We start from the raw sequence: 4,946 nt of genomic DNA on the forward strand, positions 1-4,946 counted from the left end.
GATCTCCCTCAGTCCCGCGTCCCGGTCAGCTCCGGCCGGGCCGCGAGGATGACACCCAGGGCCACGTAGCCGATGAGCAGGTGCGCCGCACCGACGTACTGCGCCTGCGCCGCGGGTGCGGCCGGAGCCGGGGCCGTCGGGGCGGGGCGGGGCGCCTCGCGGACCGCTGCGGCGGGGGCCTCGCGGACGGGCGCCTCGGCGAGCGCGTGCTCCGTGACCGAGCGCCCGGCGTGCTCGCCGGCGATCGACATCCGGCGCTCGATCCGCTCCAGGCGCTGCAGGGTCGCCGCGGCCGAGCCGTCGGTGGCCGGGAGGAGCATGCGCGCGCAGACCAGCTCGAGGAGCAGCCGCGGCGCCGTCGTCCCGCGCATCTCGGTGAGGCCCTCGTGCACGGTGTCGGCCATCCGGGACAGCGTGGCCGAGCCCAGGGCCTGCGCCTGGGAGTTCATCAGGTCCAGCCGGTCGGGCGGGCAGTCCAGCAGCCCGTTGCCCCCTGCGTCGGGGACGGCGTCCAGCACGATCAGGTCGCGGAGCCGGTCCAGCAGGTCGGTCGCGAAGCGGCGCGGGTCGTGGCCGGCCTCGACCACGCGGTCGACGGCGCGGAACACCCCGGGGGCGTCGTGCGCGGCGAGCGCGTCGATCGTCTCGTCGAGCAGCGCGTCGTCGGTGACGCCGAGCAGGCCGACGGCGCTCTTGTAGGTGACGCCCTCCGGACCGGCCCCGGCCAGCAGCTGGTCGAGGATCGACAGCGAGTCACGCACCGAGCCACCGCCGGCCCGGACCACCAGCGGGAAGACCGTCGGCTCGACCTGCACGCCCTCGGCGGCGCAGGTCTTCTCCAGCAGCGTGCGCAGCGTCGTCGGCGGGACGAGCCGGAACGGGTAGTGGTGCGTGCGCGACCGGATGGTCGGCAGCACCTTCTCCGGCTCCGTCGTCGCGAAGACGAAGACGAGGAACTCCGGCGGCTCCTCGACGACCTTGAGCAGGGCGTTGAAGCCCTGCGTGGTCACCATGTGCGCCTCGTCGACGATGTAGACCTTGTAGCGGCTGTTCACCGGCGCGAAGAACGCGCGCTCCCGCAGGTCACGGGCGTCGTCGACACCACCGTGGCTGGCGGCGTCGATCTCGATGACGTCCAGCGAGCCCGGGCCGTCGGGGGCGAGCGCCACGCAGGAGCCGCAGACGCCGCACGGCGTGGACGTCGGGCCCTGCTCGCAGTTCAGCGAGCGGGCCAGGATCCGCGCCGACGAGGTCTTGCCGCAGCCGCGCGGGCCGCTGAAGAGGTAGGCGTGGTTGATCCGGCCGCCGTCGACGGCGTTGACCAGGGGTGCGGTGACGTGCTCCTGACCGACCACCTCGGCGAAGGTCGCCGGGCGGTACTTCCGGTAGAGCGCGAGAGCCACGCTTGCTGAGGTTACGTGGCCCCACCGACGGCCAGGAGCACCTCGGCCGTGGTCACCGCACCAGGTGCACGAGGAACTCCACCGACCCCTGGTCCTCGACGCTGACGAACCCCAGGTCCGGGGGCTCGATGCCGAAGTCGGCGAAGGTCACCGGGACCGAGCCCGACACGTCCACCCCTCCGGCCGTGCGGACCACCGAGAGCTCTACCTGCACCGGCCGGGTCTCGCCGGCCAGGGTCAGCTCCCCGGCCACCGGGACGGTCACCGGCTCCCCGGACAGCTCCGGCAGGTCGGCCGGCTCGCGCACGGCGAAGGTGGCGGTCGGGTGCGCGGCGACGTCCATGACGTTGTCGCGGAAGTAGGCGTCGCGGCGGCCGCTGTCCGTCGCGATGCTCGCGACGTCCACGGTCACCTGGGCTCCGGCCAGCCGCCCGTCCGCGACCTCCACGGTGCCGGTCACGCGGTCGGTCGTCCCGGCCACGGTGACGTCGGCCCCGTTGAGCACCTCGTCGACCCGGTAGCCCGCCGTCGAGCCGTCGGCCACCGTCCACACCCCGTCGGTGCCGGCGGAGAGGACGGCGTCCTCGGGCTGGGCCTGGACCCTCGGGGCGGGCGCGGCATCGTCCTGGAGGGCCGCGTAGGCCAGCGGGCCGAGCACCAGCGCGAGCACCAGCAGCACGGGGACGGAGATCAGGATCCAGGCGCGGCGGGTCATTCCAGCTCCTCGGCACGGGTGCGTGCAGCCAACAGGACGGACCTGGGAGAAGCCTGGGTGACCGGCCGGGAGAAGCAAAGGACCCCCCGCGCACCCGCCAGAGCCCGCTTATCCTTGCTGCCTTCCGGCCCTGGGGAGGTTCACAGGATGACGCCACACGAGGGGTCGCCCCCACTGTAGAGGAAACGGTTCGAGGCCCGGATGACTCCCCCGCTAGGCTCGCGTCGCGCTCCGTTCGAGCCCCCGGAAACCGCACCTGGAGCGTCATGCCCACCCCGAGCACCACCGCGTCGCGCCGCGGCTTCGTGCTCGTGGTCCTGGCCGCGCTCTGCTGGGGCACGTCGGGGTTCAGCGGCAGCATCGTCGCCCGGAACAGCGACCTCGGGCCGCTCGACATCGCCTGGCACCGCATGGCCATCGGCGCCGTCGCCCTGCTCGCCGCCTGGTCGGTCACCCGCCGCCGGTCCGCGCCTGCACCGGCGCTCGGCCGCGGCACCGTCGTCCGCCTCGTGCTGGTCGGCGCGGGGCTCGCGGCCTACCAGCTGGCCTACTTCGCCGCCGTCGCCACCGCGGGCGTGAGCATCGCGACCCTCGTGGCCCTCGGGCTGGCCCCGCTGCTGATCGCCGTCGGCGCGGCGCTCCTGGGCCACGGCCGGCCCGACCCCGCGACGGTGGTCGCGCTCGCCGCCGCGCTGGTCGGGCTGGTGCTCCTGGTCGGTGTCTCGGCCGGCGCCGACACCGGGACCACGGTGGTCCTGGGCGCGCTCATGGCCGTGGGCTCGGCGCTGGGCTACGCCGTCGTCACCCTGGCCGGCGGCGGCGTGCCGGCGGGCGTGCCGGTCACGCTCGTCGGGTTCGCCGGCGGCGCGCTGCTGCTCACGCCGGTGGCGCTGGTGGAGGGGCTGCGGTTCACCACCGACCCGGTGGCCCTCGGGGTGCTGCTCTACCTGGGGGTCGTCCCCAGTGCGGTGGCCTACGCCATGTTCTTCACCGGGCTGCGCACCGTGCCGGGGGCGGTGGCCTCGATCGTCACGCTGCTGGAGCCGCTGACCGCGACGGCCCTGGCCACCCTCCTGCTGGGCGAGCAGCTGGCCCCGCTGGCGGCGGCGGGCGGGCTGCTGGTGCTGGCCGCCGTGGCGGGGCTGTACCTGCACCGGCTGCGCCGCCCCGCGACCGCCGCCGTCTGACCCGGGAACGCGACGGGCCCCCGGCGTGCTGCCGGGGGCCCGTCGTGCCTGCGGAGGATGGGAGATTCGAACTCCCGAGGGGTTGCCCCCAACCCGCTTTCCAAGCGAGCGCCATAGGCCACTAGGCGAATCCTCCAGGTACGCCCAGGATCGTACCGGGCGCCCTCCAGCGCTTCGGCGGGACACCGCCGGGGAGGCCGTCCGGGATCGCGTGCGGCATCCTGCACCGCAGGGCGGTTCGCCGGGCGGCAGGTGGGGAACGCCTGGGAACTGCGGGGTCACGGACGAGGAGGCGGCAGATGAGCGAGCACAGCGAGGTACGGCCGGACGTCGTCGAGGCGATCGTCGGTGTGCTCAAGGGCGGCGACGCCGGAGAGCTGCCGGCCGGTGCGACGGCCGAGGAGAAGACGGCTGCCAAGGACCGGTACCTGTCGGAGTTCGTCGCCGAGCGCAGCAAGCGCGACCGCCAGGCGCAGGCGTGGGAGCTGCTGCTGACCCGCAGCTACGACGAGCCCCCCACGTGGGCGCGGATCTTCGACGACCTGGACCCGGACGTGCACACCGAGCTGGGCGAGCTCTACGACGCCCTGCCCGCCGGCGCGCAGGAGGAGTACGCGCGCCGGTACGGCGTGCCCTCCACCGTCTGAGCGCGACCGCGTCCCGTCGATGACCCGTCCCGTCACCGCGCCCGGCCGGCTCATCGCCGGGCGCTACCGGCTCGAGTCGCAGATCGGCGGCGGCGGGATGGGTGCGGTCTGGCTCGCCCGCGACGAGCTGCTCGGCCGCCAGGTCGCGGTCAAGCAGGTGCTGTCGCCGCTGGGGGCCGACGAGAGGCAGATCGACGAGCAGCGCCAGCGCGCCCTGCGGGAGGGCCGGATCGCCGCCCGGCTGAGCCACCCGCACGCCATCTCGGTCTACGACGTCGCCCTGGAGAACGGCGCCCCGTGGCTGGTCATGGAGTACCTGCCCTCGCGCAGCCTGGCCGCGGTGCTCACCGAGGACGGCGTCCTGCGGGTGGACCAGGTGGCGCAGATCGGTGCCCAGGTCGCCGACGCCCTGGCCGCCACGCACGCGGCCGGCATCGTGCACCGCGACGTCAAGCCGGCGAACATCCTCATCGGCCAGGGCGGCCGGGTCGCCGGGCTGGTGAAGATCACCGACTTCGGCATCTCGCACGCCCAGGGCGACGTCACGCTCACCCAGACCGGCCAGATCACCGGCACCCCGGCCTACCTCGCCCCCGAGGTGGCGCAGGGACGGGAGATGACCGAGTCCAGCGACGCCTTCTCCCTCGGTGCCACGCTCTACACCTGCCTGGAGGGGGTCCCGCCGTTCGGCGTGGACGACAACGCGCTCGGCATGCTGCACCGGGTCGCCGGCGGGCAGATCACCCCGCCGCGCCGGGCCGGGTCGCTCACCGCCCCGCTGATGCGGATGCTCGCCGCCGACCCGGCCGAGCGCCCGGCCATGACCGAGGTGCGCGACCGGCTGGCGAAGCTCGCGGCCGGCCGGGACGGCGACACGACGACGGTGCTGCTCGCCCGCACCGACCTGGCGCCGTCGCAGGGGCACTCCGGTACCGCCGTCCTCCCCGCCACGCCCGTCGCGGAGCCCACCCCGCCCCCGGCCACGGCGGAGCAG

4 protein-coding genes, 1 tRNA gene, 1 other RNA gene and 1 pseudogene are annotated in these 4,946 nt (G+C 74.8%); 3 read left to right on the forward strand and 4 right to left on the reverse strand.

Annotation, left to right across the window (positions count from 1 at the left end; translation table 11 throughout):
* Window positions 1-122: 122 nt before the first annotated feature.
* The 3 genes and pseudogenes from E4P43_RS19525 to ffs form a co-directional block, all read right to left on the reverse strand.
* Window positions 123-1,403 (reverse strand): annotated as a pseudogene (locus E4P43_RS19525) (DNA polymerase III subunit gamma and tau); the annotation flags it as partial.
* Window positions 1,404-1,455: 52 nt separating this feature from the next.
* Entirely contained in the window at window positions 1,456-2,118 is a 663-nt protein-coding gene (locus E4P43_RS19530; RefSeq protein ID WP_135147174.1) for a YceI family protein, read from the reverse strand.
* Window positions 2,119-2,192: 74 nt separating this feature from the next.
* An RNA gene (gene ffs / locus E4P43_RS19535) (signal recognition particle sRNA small type) lies at window positions 2,193-2,288 on the reverse strand.
* 96 nt (window positions 2,289-2,384) lie between these two features.
* Between ffs and E4P43_RS19540 the strand changes: the two genes are divergently transcribed.
* Window positions 2,385-3,305 (forward strand): EamA family transporter, encoded by a 921-nt coding sequence (locus E4P43_RS19540; protein ID WP_135147175.1) that lies wholly within the window; start codon window positions 2,385-2,387, stop codon window positions 3,303-3,305.
* Between the two features lie 51 nt (window positions 3,306-3,356).
* Here the strand turns inward: E4P43_RS19540 and E4P43_RS19545 are convergent.
* Window positions 3,357-3,441 (reverse strand) — tRNA-Ser (locus E4P43_RS19545).
* 163 nt (window positions 3,442-3,604) lie between these two features.
* On the opposite strand from E4P43_RS19545, the gene E4P43_RS19550 reads away from it, so the two are divergent.
* Window positions 3,605-3,952, forward strand: coding sequence for a hypothetical protein (locus E4P43_RS19550; protein WP_135147176.1), 348 nt, complete (start codon window positions 3,605-3,607; stop codon window positions 3,950-3,952).
* 19 nt (window positions 3,953-3,971) lie between these two features.
* Window positions 3,972-4,946: serine/threonine-protein kinase (locus tag E4P43_RS19555; protein ID WP_135147177.1), on the forward strand; the 975-nt coding region annotated here is incomplete at its 3' end.

The organism is Blastococcus sp. TF02A-35 (genome assembly GCF_004571075.1).
GTDB lineage: Bacteria > Actinomycetota > Actinomycetes > Mycobacteriales > Geodermatophilaceae > Blastococcus.